Annotated in this window: 14 protein-coding genes; 7 read left to right on the forward strand and 7 right to left on the reverse strand. The window is 72.2% G+C overall.

Translation table 11 applies throughout. The annotated features are described in order from the left end of the window. The first annotated feature begins 153 nt into the window (after positions 1-153). Positions 154-1,515, forward strand: coding sequence for an MFS transporter (locus ACFZDK_RS39070; protein ID WP_390979718.1), 1,362 nt, complete (start codon positions 154-156; stop codon positions 1,513-1,515). A 24-nt stretch (positions 1,516-1,539) separates the two neighbouring features. On the opposite strand, the gene ACFZDK_RS39075 is transcribed toward ACFZDK_RS39070, so the two are convergent. Beyond that, the gene (locus ACFZDK_RS39075; protein ID WP_132890095.1) at positions 1,540-1,995 is read right to left on the reverse strand and encodes a tellurite resistance TerB family protein; all 456 of its coding nucleotides are present in this window, start codon (positions 1,993-1,995) and stop codon (positions 1,540-1,542) included. Between the two features lie 194 nt (positions 1,996-2,189). Here ACFZDK_RS39075 and ACFZDK_RS39080 point away from each other — a divergent pair, with 194 nt between their 5' ends. From ACFZDK_RS39080 to tatA, 3 genes are all read left to right on the forward strand, one after another. After that, positions 2,190-2,552, forward strand: coding sequence for a metalloregulator ArsR/SmtB family transcription factor (locus ACFZDK_RS39080; RefSeq protein WP_390979721.1), 363 nt, complete (start codon positions 2,190-2,192; stop codon positions 2,550-2,552). Then, positions 2,542-5,040, forward strand: coding sequence for a magnesium-translocating P-type ATPase (mgtA, locus tag ACFZDK_RS39085; protein ID WP_390979723.1), 2,499 nt, complete (start codon positions 2,542-2,544; stop codon positions 5,038-5,040). The genes ACFZDK_RS39080 and mgtA overlap by 11 nt, the downstream gene beginning before the upstream one ends. Positions 5,041-5,193: 153 nt before the next feature. Continuing rightward, complete coding sequence (tatA, locus tag ACFZDK_RS39090) at positions 5,194-5,457, forward strand: Sec-independent protein translocase subunit TatA (protein WP_390979725.1); 264 nt, start codon at positions 5,194-5,196, stop codon at positions 5,455-5,457. Between the two features lie 25 nt (positions 5,458-5,482). Here tatA and ACFZDK_RS39095 read toward each other — a convergent pair whose 3' ends face one another. From ACFZDK_RS39095 to ACFZDK_RS39105, 3 genes are all read right to left on the reverse strand, one after another. Continuing rightward, positions 5,483-6,448: a sporulation protein gene (locus ACFZDK_RS39095; RefSeq protein WP_390979727.1), complete on the reverse strand. Its 966-nt coding sequence runs from the start codon at positions 6,446-6,448 to the stop codon at positions 5,483-5,485. Positions 6,449-6,662: 214 nt separating this feature from the next. Further along, positions 6,663-7,103 carry a DUF6114 domain-containing protein gene (locus tag ACFZDK_RS39100; protein WP_390979729.1) on the reverse strand — a complete coding sequence of 147 codons (441 nt, stop codon included), beginning with the start codon at positions 7,101-7,103 and terminating at the stop codon, positions 6,663-6,665. Next, positions 7,103-7,804 (reverse strand): DUF6230 family protein, encoded by a 702-nt coding sequence (locus ACFZDK_RS39105; protein WP_390979731.1) that lies wholly within the window; start codon positions 7,802-7,804, stop codon positions 7,103-7,105. Before ACFZDK_RS39105 ends, ACFZDK_RS39100 begins: the two co-directional genes overlap by 1 nt. 608 nt (positions 7,805-8,412) lie before the next feature. On the opposite strand from ACFZDK_RS39105, the gene ACFZDK_RS39110 reads away from it, so the two are divergent. Next, on the forward strand, positions 8,413-9,057 hold the full coding sequence (locus ACFZDK_RS39110; protein ID WP_390979733.1) for a Tat pathway signal sequence domain protein: 645 nt from the start codon (positions 8,413-8,415) through the stop codon (positions 9,055-9,057). 17 nt (positions 9,058-9,074) lie between these two features. Here ACFZDK_RS39110 and ACFZDK_RS39115 read toward each other — a convergent pair whose 3' ends face one another. Then, positions 9,075-10,022: a lytic polysaccharide monooxygenase gene (locus ACFZDK_RS39115; RefSeq protein ID WP_390979735.1), complete on the reverse strand. Its 948-nt coding sequence runs from the start codon at positions 10,020-10,022 to the stop codon at positions 9,075-9,077. Positions 10,023-10,495: 473 nt separating this feature from the next. On the opposite strand from ACFZDK_RS39115, the gene ACFZDK_RS39120 reads away from it, so the two are divergent. Together ACFZDK_RS39120 and ACFZDK_RS39125 are read left to right on the forward strand one after the other, a co-directional pair. Continuing rightward, positions 10,496-11,143, forward strand: a complete 648-nt coding sequence (locus ACFZDK_RS39120) for a ScbR family autoregulator-binding transcription factor (protein WP_390979738.1) — start codon at positions 10,496-10,498, stop codon at positions 11,141-11,143. 53 nt (positions 11,144-11,196) lie between these two features. Further along, positions 11,197-12,357: an ARMT1-like domain-containing protein gene (locus ACFZDK_RS39125; RefSeq protein ID WP_390979740.1), complete on the forward strand. Its 1,161-nt coding sequence runs from the start codon at positions 11,197-11,199 to the stop codon at positions 12,355-12,357. Here ACFZDK_RS39125 and ACFZDK_RS39130 read toward each other — a convergent pair. Further along, entirely contained in the window at positions 12,320-13,585 is a 1,266-nt protein-coding gene (locus tag ACFZDK_RS39130; RefSeq protein WP_390979742.1) for a cytochrome P450, read from the reverse strand. The two genes, ACFZDK_RS39125 and ACFZDK_RS39130, sit on opposite strands and share 38 nt — an antisense overlap. Positions 13,586-13,631: 46 nt before the next feature. Further along, positions 13,632-15,335 (reverse strand): protein kinase, encoded by a 1,704-nt coding sequence (locus ACFZDK_RS39135; RefSeq protein WP_390979744.1) that lies wholly within the window; start codon positions 15,333-15,335, stop codon positions 13,632-13,634. Between the last annotated feature and the right edge of the window lie 90 nt (positions 15,336-15,425).

Here is a 15,425-nt window from a genome sequence, read left to right on the forward strand (position 1 = left end):
TCGTTCGTCCCGTGCGCTCGGCGTCGGATTCCGTCACCGATGGCCGGGTCGACGGAGGAAAACCGCGATTCCCCGCCTGAGTCCGGGGAGCGGCTCCTCGTAGCTCGCAGGCTGTCCCACGTCAGGCCCCGAGCGTGAGAGGACCGCCCACCCATGACGTCCGCAGCCGTCCGTCCGCCGGCCACCGCCACCCCCTACCGGTGGCGGTGGCCGGCCCTCGTCGCCCTGCTCCTCGCCGAGGCGATGAACCTCCTGGACGCGACGATCGTCCAGGTCGCCGCCCCCGCCGTGCACGCCGACCTCGGCGGCCCGGTCTCCGACGTCCAGTGGTTCAGCACGGCGTACACCCTCCCTTTCGCGGTCCTGCTGATCACCGGCGGACGCCTCGGCGACATCGCGGGCCGCCGCAGGCTCTTCGTCCTTGGCGTCGCCCTCTTCACCGTCGCCTCGGCCGCCTGCGCACTGGCGCCGTCCCCGGCCCTGCTGATCGCCTTCCGCGCCGTCCAGGGCGCCGCCGCGGCCGTGATCGTCCCGCAGACCATCGGACTGATCAGGGCGATGTTCACGGGCGACGAGATGTCCCGGGCGCTGGGCAGCATCGGCCCGGTGATGGGCCTCGCGGCCGTCTGCGGCCCGATCCTCGGCGGCGTCCTCACCCACGCCGACCTGTTCGGCTCCTCCTGGCGTGCCGCGTTCCTGGTGAACGTGCCGCTCGCCGTGGTCGTCCTGGCGCTGTCCCCGAAGCTCCTGGAGAACCGTGCCCCACGCCGTCCCACCCTCGCCTGGACGGGCACGGCACTCGCCGCGACCGGCACGGGCCTGCTGGTCTACCCCCTGATCGGCACCGACCTCACCGAACTGCCGCCGCACAGCTGGGCGTTGCTGGTGTCGGGCCTCCTGGTGCTGGCCGCGTTCACGCTGCACCAGCGCCGCGCGACCGCCCCGCTCCTCGAACCCACCCTGTTCACCCACCGGGGCTTCCTGCCCGCCCTCGCCACCTCGACGACGTTCTTCGCGGTGACCAACGGCCTGCTGACGGTGGTGGTCCTGCAACTCCAACTGGCGGCCGGCAAGGGCGTACTGGCGGCCGGTCTCAGCCTCACCCCGTGGTCGGCCGGCCTGGCCGTGTCGTCCTGGCTGTCGGGCCGGCACGGCGCCCGGCGCCGCATGATGCCGTACGGCCTGGCCCTGGTGGCCACGGGCCTGACGGCCGCCGCGGCCGGGTACGCGCTCACGGCACCCGACCGCGCCCCCTGGCCGCTGCTGCCCGCACTGGCCCTGGTCGGTCTCGGCGCGGGCCTGTTCACCCCCGCCTTCTTCACCCTGGCCCTCGAACCACTGCGCCCCCAGGAGGTCGGTTCGGCGGCGGGTGCGCTGAACGCGGTACAGCAACTGGGGGCGACCCTGGGCGTGGCGACCCTGGGCAGGGTCTACCTGGACGGCTCGGCGGAGGCGGCCTGTGCCGCGGCCATGGCCCTCACCGCGCTCTGCTGGGCCACGAGCCGACGGATGTGAGCCGCCCCCGTCCGGGCGGTGCCGTCAGAGGTCGAACTCGTGCGGCGGGAGGTCGAGCGTGTAGCAGGCCTCGCGGACCACGGCCTGCTCGGTCTTGTCGAAGTCGCCGTCCGCGCCGCCGATCACGATGCCGATCTGGATGACGGCACGCGCCTCGGCCGGCTTCTTCTTCGCCTTGGCGACCTCCTGGAGCACGCTCACCTTGCCGAAGGCGAAGTCGGTGGTCAGCTTGTTCAGGTTCTCCTCGAAACGGCGGCGCAGGTCGTCCGCCGGGAAGTTCTGCAGCACCTCGTTGGTGGCGATGAGCTGGGCGACCCGCTGCCGCTCCGCCGGGTCGATGGTGCCGTCGGCCGCCGCCACGAGCGCACACATCGCCATGCTCGCGTCGCGGAACGCACCGCTCTTCAAGTCGTTCTTCTTCGCCACGAGCTGGGTCTGCATCTGCGTCGCGGAATCCTTGATGCGGTCCCACAGAGCCATGCGCACTCACTCCTCGGTCGGTATGTGCTTGCCAAGAACGTCGCTTGCCAAGAATTTACTTCTACAACAACGTAGAAACTGCCCCGGCGGCCGAGAAGTTCCCGCGCCCTAGACTGGCCCCTTCATCTCCCTTCTTCATCTCCCTTCATTCCGGAACAGGTCCCCTCGACGCGGTGGACAGGAGGAGTACGACGGTGGCGACAGCGCCCGGCAGCGGTATCGAGGACCCCTCCGCGGACGTACTCACGGAGGCCGCCGCGGCCTTCGGGCTGCTCGCCTCGCCCGCCCGGCTGCACATCGTCTGGGCCCTGGCGCAGGGCGAGAGCGATGTCACGGGCCTCGCCGAGCGGGTCGGCGGCGCGCTGCCCGCCGTCAGCCAGCACCTCACCAAGCTGAAGCTCGCCGGGCTCGTCCGCTCCCGCCGGGAGGGCCGCCGCCAGGTGTACCTCCTGGACGACCCGGACGTCGTCGAGGTCGTACGCCTCCTCGTCGGCCGGCTCACCGCCCGCACCACCGGTGCCGGACTTCCGGCCCCCCGCCGCCTCCGTGGTCTCTGAGGGCGAGGCCGCCACCGCGCTGCAGGTGCTGCGCGGGCTGGACACGGGACCGCGCGGGCTGACCGAGGCCGAGGCCGCGGCCCGGCTCGCCGACGTCGGCGAGAACACCCCGCGCCTCCCGCACACCGCCTCCTGGCCGCTGCGCTGCCTCCGGGCCCTGCGCGACCCCTTCACCGCCGTCCTCCTCACCCTCGGTCTGGTCTCCGCCCTCGTCGCCTCCTGGGGCACGGCCGTCGTGATCCTCGCCCTGGTCGCGGTCAGCGCCGGCCTGCGGGCCGCCGGCGAACACCGCGCCGACCGCTCGCTGGCCGCCCTGCGCGAACTCGTCGCCGGCACCGCCACCGTGCTCCGCCGCACCGGGGAGGACATCGAACCGCAGGCCCGGGAGGTCCCGGTCGCGGAGCTGGTCCCGGGCGACGTCGTGCGGCTCGGCCCCGGCGACCTGGTCCCGGCCGACGTACGACTGCTGCGCGCCCGGGGGCTGACCGTGCACCAGGCCGTGCTCACCGGGGAGTCGGCGCCCGTGGCCAAGGCCGCCGTCGACGTCGCCGACCGGGCCGCCGAAGGTCCCTTCCAGGAGCCCTACCTCTGTTTCCAGGGCAGCGGGGTCGCCTCGGGCAGTGCCACGGCGGTGGTCGTGGCGACGGGGGAGCGGACCCGGTTCGCCGTGGCGCAGAGCACCGGGGCCGGGCGGCGGGAGGCGAGCGCCTTCGACCGTTCCGTGCACGGCATCTCCTGGGTGCTCATCCGGTTCATGCTGCTGACCCCGCCGCTGGTCCTCATGGCCAACGCGGCCCTGCGCGGCCGGGGCCTGGAGACGCTGCCCTTCGCGGTCGCGGTCGCCGTCGGGCTCACGCCCGAGATGCTCCCGGTGATCGTCACCACCTGCCTGGCCCGGGGCGCCGCGCTGCTCGCCCGCGCCCACCGGGTCGTCGTACGACGGCTGCCCGCGCTGCACGACCTGGGCGCGGTCGACGTGCTCTGCCTCGACAAGACCGGCACCCTCACCCAGGACCTGCCGGTGGCCGAGCGCGCGCTGGGCCCGGACGGGGGTGACGACCCGGAGGTGCTGCGCTGGGCCGCCGTCGGCGCCTGGTGGACCCTCCAGCTCGCCGAACTGCCCGCCCCCGACGCCCTCGACGAGGCCCTGCTCACGGCGGCCGGACCGGTGGGGGAGGAGTACGACGGCATCGGCGCCGTCCCCTTCGACCCCGAGCGGCGCACGGCGACCGCGATCGTCGCCGGTGCCGCCCTCGGCTCCCACCTCCTGGTCACCAAGGGCGCCGCCGAGGACGTCCTGGACCGCTGCGACCCGGACCCCGCCGAACGCGAGCGCCTGCTCGCCCTCGCCGCCCGCGAGGCCGGGGCCGGGCTGCGCGTCCTCGCCGTCGCCACCGCCGAGGTCCCCGCCCGCACCCGCCCCTACACCCCCGCCGACGAACGCGGCCTCACCTTCCGGGGCCTGGTCACCTTCCGGGACGCCCTCGCCCCCGGCGCCGCCGAGGCGCTGCGCGGCCTGACCGACCTGGGCATCACGGTCCGGATCCTGACCGGCGACCACCCGGCGACGGCGGCCCGCGCCTGCCGTGACCTCGGCCTCGACACCGCGCGGACGGCCGTGGCCGGCGACCCCCACGACCTCGACGCCGGCGTCGTCGCCCGCTGCACCCCCGAGGACAAGGCCCGGATCGTGGCAGGACTGCGGGCCGCCGGGCACACCGTCGGGTTCCTCGGGGACGGGGTCAACGACATCCCCGCCCTGCGCGCGGCCGACGTCGGTGTCGCGCCCCGCACCGCCGTGGACCTCGCCCGTGAGACCGCCGACGTCGTGCTCGCCGAGAAGGACCTCGGCGCGATCGGGCACGCCGTCACCGCGGGCCGGCACAGCAGCGCCAACATCGCCGCCTATCTGCGCGTCACGCTCTCCTCCAACCTCGGCAACGTCATCGCCATGCTCTCCGCCGGCCTGCTCCTCCCCTTCCTGCCGATGCTCCCGGCCCAGGTGCTCGCCCAGAACCTCTGCTTCGACGCCGCCCAGCTCGCCTTCGCCCACGACCGACCCGGCCCGGCGGCGCTGCGTCGCCCGACCGTGCTGCGGTCGCGGGCCTTCCTGCGGTTCATCACCGGCTTCGGAGTGCTCAACGCGATCGCCGACCTCGCCACCTTCGGCGTCCTCGCGCTCGCCCTGCGCGGCCCCGACGCCCTCGACGACCAAGCCGTCTTCCACTCGGCCTGGTTCACCGAGAACCTGCTCACCCAGGCCCTGGTGATGTTCCTGCTGCGCGGCGGTGTCCGCCCGGGCCCCGTCGGCCGGGCCGCCGCCGCCCTGGCCGCCGTCGGTCTGCTGCTTCCGCCGAGCCCGCTGGGCGCGGCCCTGGGCATGACCGGCCTGCCGCCCGCCTACCACCTGCTGCTCGCCGCCGTCCTCGGGCTGTACGCCCTGGCGCTGCGGGCCGTGCGGGCACGTCACGACCGGCGTGGGCGATGACACGCGAGCGGTGACAGTCGTGGGGCCACGTTTGTCCACCGTTTCCCAGCCGGGTTGTACAGTTGCGCAATGTAGCAACCGTCGCTGCCCGGCCGAGGCGCGTGAAGCCCTCTTCGCCGGCACCGGACAACGTGAGAAAGGGAGGGGGCGGCCATGCTCCGCAACGGACTCGAACCCTGGCATCTGCTGATCGTCGCGATCGTCTTCATCGTGCTCTTCGGCTCCCGGAAGCTGCCCGACACCGCCCGGGCCCTGGGCAAGTCGATGCGCATCCTCAAGAGCGAGGCGAAGGCGATGAAGGCGGACGACGCGACCCCGGTGGAACCGACGTCGGTGCAGATGGCGGCGGAGCCGGCCCCGGCCCCCGCCCAGCCGGAGCCCAGGACGGCCGGCGAACCGACCGCCTCCCCGAGCTGACGCCTCCCCGGCGCCCGGACAGGTCCTAGTCCTCCTCCCCCTCGAAGAAGTCGCCGATCTCGTCGACCACCTCGGCCGCCACCATTCCGCCGACCGCGCCCAGCGCGAGGCCAGCCGCACCCGCGGCGACCGCCGTGCCGAGGCCGGGTCCGCGGTGGTGGCGGTCGTCGTGGCCGTGGTGCTCGACGTGGCCGTACGTGGCATGGGCGCCGTAGGCCTCGCGGTGCGCGATCAGCCGGCGGATCCAGCCGTCGACCTCGCCGTTCCAGTCGAGCGCGGGCACGTCCTCGTGGCGCACCGTGAACCGGGTCAGCGCGTCGTGGCCGGAGGAGAACGGGCCGCCGTGCTTGTCCGCCTCCAGGACGACCTCCAGGCCCGAGGGCGAGGCCAGGAAGGTCAGCTCGATCTCGTTCACCGCGTGCGCGTACTGCGGCGCCGGGGTCAGCTCGACCTCCTGGTAGAACGGCAGCCGCTGGCCCGTGCCGCAGATACGGCCGTACTCCAGATCCGCCGAGCGGAAGCCGAACCCCAGCTGTCCGAGGGCCTCCAGGACCGCCTCCTGGACGGGCAGCGGTCCGACGGTGAGCGGGTCCAGATCGCCCTTGTCCCGGGCGCCGGCCACCCCGACCTCGGTGCGCACACCGAGCACGATGCCCAGCGGCTGGCCGTACAGCTCGGTGACCGGGGTCTCCCACGGCACCGGCACACTGAACGGCACCTCCCGCTCCTCCTCCTCGCCGAGCCGGAACCCGCCGCCCACGGTGAGCCGCTCGAAGACGACGGCGCCCTCGCTCTCCCCGTCCTCGTGCTCCGCCTCCACCCGCGCGAGCAGTTCGAGCCCGATGTGCTCGATCTCCGCCGCCGTCGAGCCGCCCTTCAGCCACACCCGCCCCGACACCGCTCCGCCGGGCACCACCACTGCGCTGTCGAGAACCGTGTCCACCGAGGGCCCACCGACCCCGATCGCTCCCAGCAGCCGTTTGAACACCATGAAGCCGCCGCTCCTTCGCCGCACTCATCACTCACGACCGGGCAGACCACACGCCACCCGACTGCGCGATGAACTCGCAAGAACGGCAAAGAAGTTCCCAAGTCACCCGTTCGGCGGAAGCGCGCGCGACCGGGGAACTCCCCGCACGGAGAAGAAATGGAAGAAGGGGCGGACCGATATCACCGGCCCGCCCCTTCTTCTGTGTCCTTCTACGTCAAACCGCTTCCGCACCGTCCCCGAAGCCCTGCGCGGCAGCGCGCGCCGCCTTGCGTCGCTTCCGGCGACTGACGCGCGGCTCCTGGTCCGGCAGCCAGCCGAAGGTGATGCAGCTGCCGACCGCCCCGAGGAGCAGGCCGACCATGAAACCGCCGAGGTTCGAGGTGAGCCAGGTTCCCAGGGAGAGCAGGATGCCGAGAACGGAGTAGAAGAGTCGCTGCGCCGGGTTGAACACGATCAGCACGCCGCAGACGATCATCAGGGCCGGCAGCAGGTAACCCGCCAGGCCCTGCATGCCGATGTGCAGGATGACCGGAAGGGGTGCCTTCATGGTCACCAGGATCTCGGCACCGGCCAGCACGAGCAGCACGCCCCCTGCGAAGGGCCGTTCTCCCCGCCACTGCCGGAAACGCTCGCTCCGGGTCCCTGAGTCGGTCATCAGTCGCAACCGTGGTCGGCGAACGACATGTGCAGGTTCGGGAGCTTGAAGACGGCGGCGGTGGCCGCGTAGTTGTGCTGGTAGAGGTGGTCGATCACGACGCTGTCGGCCTGCTGGCCGTAGACGCCCTTCGGACCCTGGACGCCGCCCTTGTCGAAGGTGCTGGCGTCGCGGCCGATCTCGATGTTGTTGAAGGTGGCGTCGCCCTTGATGTCGTCGGAGTCGATCGCCAGGTTCTGCACGGACACCGGCTTGGACCCGGCGCCGGCCGTGAGGAGAAGCTGGATGCCGCCGAGGTCGACGCTCTGGCACATGTTGGTGATCGTGCCGTTCTTCACCACCGACGTGACGACCAGCTCCTGGCCGCCGGTGTCACCGGCGTTGGGGCTGTTCTCGATCATGTTGTCGAGGGCGCCGAACTGCTCGAAGCCGGTGCCGTCGAGCCGGTCGGCGGTGACCACGAAGGGCATGCCGGAGATGGCGAACTGCACGCCCAGGACACCCTGCGCGGTGAAGATCGCGAGACCCGCGGCGACCAGGGTGGCGGGGATCGCCATCACCGCGGCCCGGCGCGCCCGGACCCGTCCGCGTCTCTGGTCCCCTCCGGTGACCCCGGTGGTGTCTGGTGTTTCGGAAAGAGAACCGCTTCCCGGGTTCTCCGGCGTGTTGTCGGCGGACGGAACGTCCGAGGACGAGGCCATGTCTGCTCCCATGCATTAGTCACGCTGGTTGGGCTTCAGTTGGCGCGTTGTCCTGGCGCGGACAGCGGCTGCCGCGCACGCCTCCTCACAACTCCCGGCGGACGCAAGGGCTTTCTCGTTACGCAGCAGTAGCCATGCCGAAAGTTACCGGCGGTTACTTTTCAGGGTCAAGGCAGTTGTGAAAAAAGGGTGTTGAATATGCGTCAGTTCTGTTCTGACCTTGTATTCCCTTGATCGGTTGCTCAACTCCCTTGATCGGCCTTGACGTTGACGGTTGATCAGGTCTACAACTCTCCCTGGTTTCCTTCGGATCCGTGGCGCCGGATCCGCCGAGCGGCATCGACCGCTTCCCGGCCTCCTCGATCACCGCTCCGCTCGCGGCGTCGGCACGGTCGCTTCCCCCCAGGGACCGTGCCCGAACGCCCTCAACCGGCCCGGCCGGAGGCCTAACCCCCCCAGGCTTTCGGCCGGTCCGGCACGGCTGCCGTTGCCGGTCCGTCACGTACGGAGAAGGCGTCACGGGCCGGCAACGGCTGGCGCCGCACACGCGCCCCCAGAACCCCCCACCTCACCCCATGCAAGTCCCCCCGAAGAAAGAGGCAACCCGCATGCGTACGCGTTCTCTCCTCGCCCTCGCCGGTACTGTCGTCGCCCTCTCGGTCGCGGCCACCGTGCCCGCCTCCGCCGACGGCGCGGTCCTCACCACCGGCAGCGCCGGCGGCACCGCCGTCGCGGTCGGTGACACCCTCACCGCGGCGCTGGCCAGCGGCACCACCGCCACCCTCTACTCCAGCTCCACCAGCACCAGCGGCATCACCTGTGCCGCCTCGACCTTCACCGCGACGGTCACCGACAACCCGGCCGCCTCCGGCACCGCCACCGAGTCGGCCACCGCGCAGACCTTCGGCAGCTGCACCAGCAACGTCACGGGCGTGACCGGCGTCTCCAGCATCACCGTCGACAACCTGCCGTACACCACGGCGGTCTCCTCCGGCGGCAGCGTCACGGTCACCCCGCCGAGCGGCTCGACCATCCAGACCACGGTCAAGCTGACCACCCTGCTGGGCAGCATCACCTGCGTCTACCAGGCCTCCAGCCTGTCCGGCACCAGCAGCAACACCGACAACAGCCTCGCCTTCGCCAACCAGGCGTTCGCGAAGTCCTCCGGCTCCGTGCTCTGCCCGTCCGCCGGCTACTTCACCGCGAAGTACGCCCCGGTCACCGACAACGGCGCCACCGTCTTCGTCAACTGACCTTCCGGCTCGGGCAGTCAGCGTCGACGCAGACGCAATGCCAGGGCGGCGCCGCCGGTGAGCACCAGCACCGCTGCGGCGCCGCCCGCCAGCAGTGGCGCCGACGGGCCCGAACCGGAACTCGTGTCGGAGGCCACGGGAGTACTGTCGGCGGCGGTGGTTCCGGTCTTTGGGGAGACCGGGGACGCCGCCGCCGTCGTCCGTGCCGGGGCGGCACCGCTCTTCGAGGCGCTAGGGGTCGGCGAGGCACTCGCCCGCGGCTTCTCGCTCGCCGTCGTCCCGCCGTCCTTCCCCGCCTCGCCCGCGGTGCCCTTCTTCGCGTCCTTCTTGGTCGTGAACACCACGTCGGAGCACGAGTAGTAGGTGTCCGACGTGCTGCTGTTCTGCCAGATGGTGTACAGCAACTGACGGCCCGTCCGGTCGGCCGGCAGCGTCGCGCCGAAGTGGTACGCCCCGTTGGTCAGTGGCGGGTCCTTGACCTCGGCGAAGGGCTGCGCGGGCAGCTCGGACCAGGTGAGCGGCTTCGTCGGGTCGTACCCCGGCTTCGTCAGATACAGCTTGAACGTGCCGGTGTGCGCGATCGTCGAGGCGTACGTCATCGTCAGCCGGGCGCCCGGAATCAGTTCGGTGGCGGGCCAGTCCGCGCGCGCCAGGTCGAGCCCCCGGTACGCCGCCAGGTTGCCACTGCACAGCTTTCCGTCCGGAATCACCTGCCGGTCCCGGCCGTTGACGTCCGCCACCCGCAGGTTGTCCCAGGCGACGAAGTTCTGTCCGCTCGCCGCGATCGCCGCCTTGCAGGCCGCCGTGCCGGCGCTGCCGCCGCTGGGCGAGCAGGCGTAGACCCGGCTGACGGGATCGGTGGGCGCGCCGTGCGCCTGGGCGGGCCCCGCCGCCCAGAACAGGAGCAGAAGCGGAGCCGCCACGGCGGCTCCCGTGACTCTCATCCGGTCGGTCGTCCGAGTCATCGGGGACGTCTCCTCGGCAGGCGCGGGTACAAGGACTGCTGAGGTGAGTACGGGAACCGGGTGCGCACCGTTCAGCGCGGTTGATCACGGCGCCGGGCGGTGTATACGGCGCCGACCGGCTCGTCCGTTTTATGGACTCCCCGGGCGCCGTTGAGAACCAACCGTCCGGCTCGTATCGTGGCGATCACCGATGTGCGCCCGGCTCTGCGCATCGCTTCCGGGAACCGGCACGAACACGAGGGAGGGACGCGTTCTGATCTCGTCCGTTTGTGCACTGTGGACGCCGGTCGGAGGTCGGCGGGCGTGACTTACACGTGTCCGCCACCAGGTCCGCACAGTTGTCTCCCGCTGCCGCACGGTGAGATATCGTGTGCACGGGGTAAAAAACAAACCGCATGCCCCGTCGGTTTGAAGCCGTGCAGTCGAGAACACGAAGTCGTGAAGTCGTGATGTCGTGAAGGAGTGTTGAGTCGATGGCGAGGCAGTTACGTGCGGAACAGACCCGTGCCACGATCATCACGGCCGCCGCCGACCTCTTCGACCGGCACGGCTACGAATCCACCAGCCTGAGCGAGATCGTCGAACACGCGAAGGTCACCAAGGGGGCGCTCTACTTCCACTTCGCCGCCAAGGAGGACCTGGCCCAGGCCATCATGGAAGTCCAGTCCCGCACCTCCAGCCAGTTGGTGAGGGAGATGGACAGCCGCGGCTACTCCTCGCTGGAGGGCCTGATGCGCACCACGTTCGCGATCGCCCGGCTCTCCGTCGACGGCCCGATCCCGCGCGCGGGACTGCGGCTCGCCACCGCGGACGTCACCGTACGGCCGCCGCTCAGGCATCCGTTCACGGAGTGGCTGGAGTTCGCCACGCGCAAACTCACGGGCGCCGTCAGGGAGTCCGACGTCCACCCGGACATCGACGTCGGCGCGGTCGCCCACTCGATCGTCTGCTTCTTCGTCGGCACCCGGGTCGCCGGCCGCAACCTGGAACCGGTGGGCCGACTGCCGCGCAGGGTCGCCGAGATGTGGTTCCTGATGATCCGCGGCCTGGTCCCGGTGCACCGGCGCGCCCGTTACATGACCCTCGCCACGCAGCTGGAGCGCGAGATCAGAACGGCGTGACCGGCGCCCCGCGTTCGGCGGAGCCGGGCGGCCTGCGCGATAGCGTGACGCCCATGCCCGACTCCGCCGCCGCACCCGTGATCCTCGGCACCACCGGCCCGTTCCCGCACAGCGTGCTGGCCGAACGCCACCCCGCGATCATCCACCAGGTGCGGGACGCCTTCCCGTACGGCCCCGAGCAGCACCGCGCCCTCGACGCCCTGCTGCGCAACTGCACCGAGGGCGTCGTCGAAGCCCTGCCCGGCCACGACCGGTGGCACGACTGGGGCCTGGACACCTACGCCGGACAGTCCTGGTTCGACGTGCCGTGGCTGTGGTCCGAGAGCTGGTTCTACCGGCGCCTCCTGGACGCCGTCGGCTACTTCGGCACCGGCCCCTGGCAGGGCATCGACCCCTTCCGCCCGTTCAAGCTCGCCGAACTCGACGCCAAGGAGACCGACGAGGAACTGGCCGCCCTCGACACCCTCGACGACGACCCGGACCACGCCCTGCTGCACGGCTCCCTCTGGGGCAACCGCGCCGACCTGGGCTTCCGTCTTTCCGCGGAGGCGGGCGCGGCCGTCTCCGCCCTGGTCGCCGACGACAGCGCCGCCCTGTGGCCGCTGCTCCGGGGCGGCACCCTGTGCCTGGTCGCCGACAACGCGGGCCGCGAACTCGTCCCCGACCTCCTGCTGATCGCCCATCTCCTGGACACCGGGCGCGTCGGCCGCGCGGTCCTGCACATCAAGCCGTACCCCTACTACGTCTCCGACGCCACGACCGCCGACGTCCTCGACGCCCTGCGCAGGCTCACCGCCGCACCCGGCACGGCCGCCGCGTACGGCCGTACGCTCTGGTCCGCGATGTCGGACGGCCGGCTCACCGTCCGCGCCCACCCCTTCTCCTGCGCCCCGCTGCCCTACGCCGAGATGCCCGACGACCTGCGCGCCGAGTTCGCCTCCGCCGACCTCACGCTCTTCAAGGGCGACCTCAACTACCGCCGCCTGGTGGGCGATCGCCGCTGGCCCCCGACCACCCCCTTCGCCGACGTCACCGCCTGGTTCCCGGGCCCGGTGGCCGCGCTGCGCACCCTCAAGTCCGATGTGATCACCGGACTCTCCGGGGACACCGAGGCGGCCCTGGACGCCGCCGAGGGGCAGCGCTGGCGCACGGCCGGCACCCATGCGCTGATCCAGGTCAACCCACTTCCGTCGGCAGCGACTTCACCCCGTTGATGAAGTTGGAGACGAGCCGCCCGGCCGGTCCCGCGGGGCGTAGCGTCGGCGGTGCCGCCGCGTAGAGCGAGCGCAGTTGCAGCCGGGCGAAGTGGGCGCCCAGACAGACATGCGGCCCGTCCCCGAAGGAGACGTGCGGGTTCGGGGTACGGCCGAGGTCGAGTCGGCCGGGTGCGGCGAAGGCCCGCTCGTCGCGGTTGGCCGCCGCGTGCAGCACGACCACCTTGGCGCCCTTCTCGATGCGCCGCCCGCCGAGTTCGGTGTCCCGCGCGGCGGTCCTGCGGAAGGTCAGCACCGGGGGATGCCAGCGCAGCAACTCGTCCACGGCGGTGTCGGCCGGCACCTTCCCGGCGCGCAACAGGGCGTACGACTCCGGGTGTTCGGCCAGCGCCAGCAGCCCGCCGGGAGCCGCCGAGCGCACGGTGTCGTTGCCGGCGATCGTGAGCAGGAAGAAGAACATCTCCAGCTCGCCGTCGGCGAGTTCGGCGTCGTGCGCGAGGGCGGTCAGCACGTCGTCCGCCGGATGGCGGCGCTTGTACGCGGCGAGCCGGCGGGCGTAGTCGAACATGTCCCGCAGCATCGCGGGGGAGCGGGGATTGACCGGCCGGCCCCGGTCGTCGACCGTCCGGGGTCCGGCCTCGTCCGGGTCCTGGTAGCCGATCACCCGCTGGGTCCAGTGCAGCAGCAGCCCGCGGTCGCTCTCCGGGACCCCCAGCAGATCGGCGAGGTTGAGCAGCGCGTACTCGTCGGTGACGGCGGAGACCAGGTCGACCGTGCCGTCCCCCGCCCGGGCCGTCTCCAGCGCCCGGGCGAACAGCGTCCGCGCCCGCTGCCGTACCACCGCCCCGAACCGCTCGATCCGCCCCGGGGTGAAGGCCCGGCTCACCGTGCGCCGCAACCGCCCGTGCTCCGGCGGATCCTGGTTGAGCATCATGCGCCGGATGAACGGCAGGTCCTCCGGGTCCGGGTCCCGGATCTGGGTCGCGCCGAGACACGAGGAGTACGTCCCCGGGTCCTTGAGCACCCGCACCACGTCCGCGTGCCGCGCCACCGCCCAGAACCCCGGCCCGGCCGGCCACCCCTGCACCTCCGGCTCCTCCTGCCAGGAGACCGGATGGTGCTCGCGCAGCACGCGGTAGTCGTCGTACGGCACTCCGCCCGCATACCGGCGCGGGTCGAAGACGTCGGGGACGGGCGGTGCCTCGCCGGGGCGCGCGGAGGAGGTCATGGCACCACCGTGGCCCGGGGGCCGGGGTCCGGCAAGACGGCGGAGCTCAGGCCGCCTTGCGCCAGATGGTCATGTCCGCGGTCATGAAGCTGATCCCGGGATGGTCCCAGAGCGCGGTCGACTTCACCTTGACCACGAGCAGCGCGATGTCCCCGGAGCGGGACTTGACGCAGATCAGGCTGCCGGCCGCGGCCACGTTCAGGGTGAGGCTGTGGTTCTTGGAGGCGGTGAGGGAGTCACGGCAGGTTTCGAGGGTGCCCTGGGCCTTGTTGTCCCACACGTTCTCGATGACGCTGGTGTCGCTCTCCAGTGCGCAGCCGATCTTCTTGCAGTCGAAGCGGATGTCCCCCTTGCGGTTCTTCCGTTCGACCGGCTCCTTGAGGCTCAGGGAACTCTTCTCGTCCACCCACACCTGGGGGTACGCCTCGGGGTGCAGGGCCGTGGCCGAGGGAGTGGCGGCGGTGTCGGTGCCGGTGTCGCCGCTGGTGTCGGCGGTGGTGTCGGTGCCGGCGGCGGTGTCCGGCGACTTCGTCGACGTGGAACCCGCCGACCGGCCGCCGGCCGTCGGATCCGGGGTGCCGGAGGACCTGGTCTCGGCCTGCTGGCGGACCCAGTCGGCGGTCTGCGTCAGTATCAGCGCCATGACCGTCAGCGTCCCGACGACCGAGGTCACGGCGGCGATCGCGATCAGCACGGCCCGTCTGCGGCGGCCGGGCCGCGGCTCCGCCTGCTCCGGCGGCGGGGCGAACGGATAGGTCGGCGGGAGGAGCGGCCCGACCGGGGCGGGGGCGGCGGACGTGACGGTGACCGGGGCCGCCATGGTGAGCGGAGGGTGAGCCGGGGTCGGCGCGGGGGCGGGTACCGCCACCTCGGGTCCGGTGATCTCCTGCCACACGGCCGGTCCGGCGCCCGCGTCGGCGTCCGGGCCCAGTCGCCGCCGGCACCAGTCGAGGACCTCCGCCAGGGTGGCCCGCTGCTCCGGGTCGGCGGCCAGACAGCGGGCGATCAGCGGACGCACCTCCTCGGGCAGCGGGGAGAGGTCGGGTTCGGAGTGCACGATCCGGTACAGCACGTTGACGGCGGGGCCGTCGCCGTACAGCGGCGCGCCCAGGGCCGCGAACGCCGCCGTCTGGCCCAGCGCGAACACGTCGGTCGCCGGGGTGACCTCGCCGCCCGAGGCCTGCTCGGGAGCCATGAACGAGGGGGTGCCGATGGCGGCGCCCGTCGCGGTGTGCGAGGTGGCGTCGGCGGCCAGCGAGATACCGAAGTCGATGACGCGCGGACCGTCCGAGGCCAGCAGCACGTTCGAGGGCTTGAGGTCCCGGTGCACGATGCCCGCGCCGTGGATGGCCTGCAGCGCCTCGGCGACCCCCGCCATCAGCCACAGCACCGCCGGCACCGGCAGCGGACCGCGCCGGGCGACGACCTCGGAGAGGGCGGGCCCGGGCACGTACAGGGTGGCCAGCCACGGCGGTACGCCGTCCGCGTCGGCGTCGATCAACTCGGCGGTGTACGCGCCCCGGACCCGCCGGGCGGCCGTGATCTCCCGGCGGAAGCGGCGCCGGAACTCCGGGTCGTCGGCCAGCTCCGGCCGCACCACCTTGATCGCCACCGGCCGGCCGCCCTGGGTGTGCGACAGATACACCCGGCCCATGCCCCCGGCGCCGAGCCGTGCGGCGAGGCGGTACCCGGCCACCCTGGGCGGATCGTCCGCCTGCAACGGCTGGAACACCTCGGTCGCGTTGTCCATCGGCCCCCGCCCCCTGAATCTGTTGATCCGATGAGTCGGCCAACGGCGGCAGCCTAATGGATGGCGTGTGAATGCTTCGGGGGAAGGGCC

Origin of the sequence: Streptomyces sp. NPDC007901, assembly GCF_042959465.1 — a bacterium.
Classification (GTDB): Bacteria; Actinomycetota; Actinomycetes; order Streptomycetales; family Streptomycetaceae; genus Streptomyces.